Below are 565 nucleotides of genomic sequence, written 5' to 3'. Positions count from 1 at the left end.
ATAAATTGAGACGGGTTTATTATCCCTGGTTATGCTGATAATTTTATTTTCTATTCTTACTTCATTAAGATACCATGTTTATCATTAAACTCATTAAAGTCCGCCTTGTCCAAAGGACAGTCCAAAATGTCGCTCGCGTGGGAAAACAACCCCAAAGCAAAAAACGGAAAAGCAGTTTTATTCATAATGTTTTTCATACTTCCTCCGTAAATAAATATAAGAAAAATCTAAAAAATTATTAGTAATATATTTTAAAACATATTATTTTAGTAATACGTTAAAATTACCTGAGTGCCGTTATCATCGGATGAATACAGTTCCAACTTTTCTTCGCGTATCTCCCAACGGGTTACCCTTTCTATGTACTTAAAATATTCGCGTTCATTAAAGCCGTCAGTTTCATATTTGGAACCTAAGCGCGTGCTGGTTATCTTTTTTAGAAAAAGAGAATGATCTTTTTTTACGGTATATGGGCCAAAATAGCGGCTGTACGCGCCTAATCCGGTGAAGCGTTCCGCGTTAAACATGATAGTATAAATCAAGCTTGGTTTATTATCCCTGTTTA

At 34.2% G+C, this 565-nt stretch carries 2 protein-coding genes; both read right to left on the bottom strand.

What is annotated here, in order from left to right; all coding sequences use genetic code 11:
* Nucleotides 1–56: 56 nt before the first annotated feature.
* Complete coding sequence (locus tag ACYVRA_RS08355) at nt 57–197, bottom strand: hypothetical protein (protein WP_461252266.1); 141 nt, start codon at nt 195–197, stop codon at nt 57–59.
* Nucleotides 198–266: 69 nt separating this feature from the next.
* A partial coding sequence (locus tag ACYVRA_RS08350; protein ID WP_461252265.1) for an META domain-containing protein occupies nt 267–565 on the bottom strand: 299 nt, incomplete at its 5' end.

This window comes from Treponema sp. R8-4-B8, from assembly GCF_054786175.1.
Note: the sequence above shows the minus strand (reverse complement) of the source record. Positions and strands in the feature narration are given on the sequence as shown.

Coding starts and splice junctions, on each gene's coding strand:
- ACYVRA_RS08355 (WP_461252266.1), bottom strand. CDS start 197: ATGAAAAACATTATGAATAAAACTGCTTTTCCGTTTTTTGCTTTGGGG.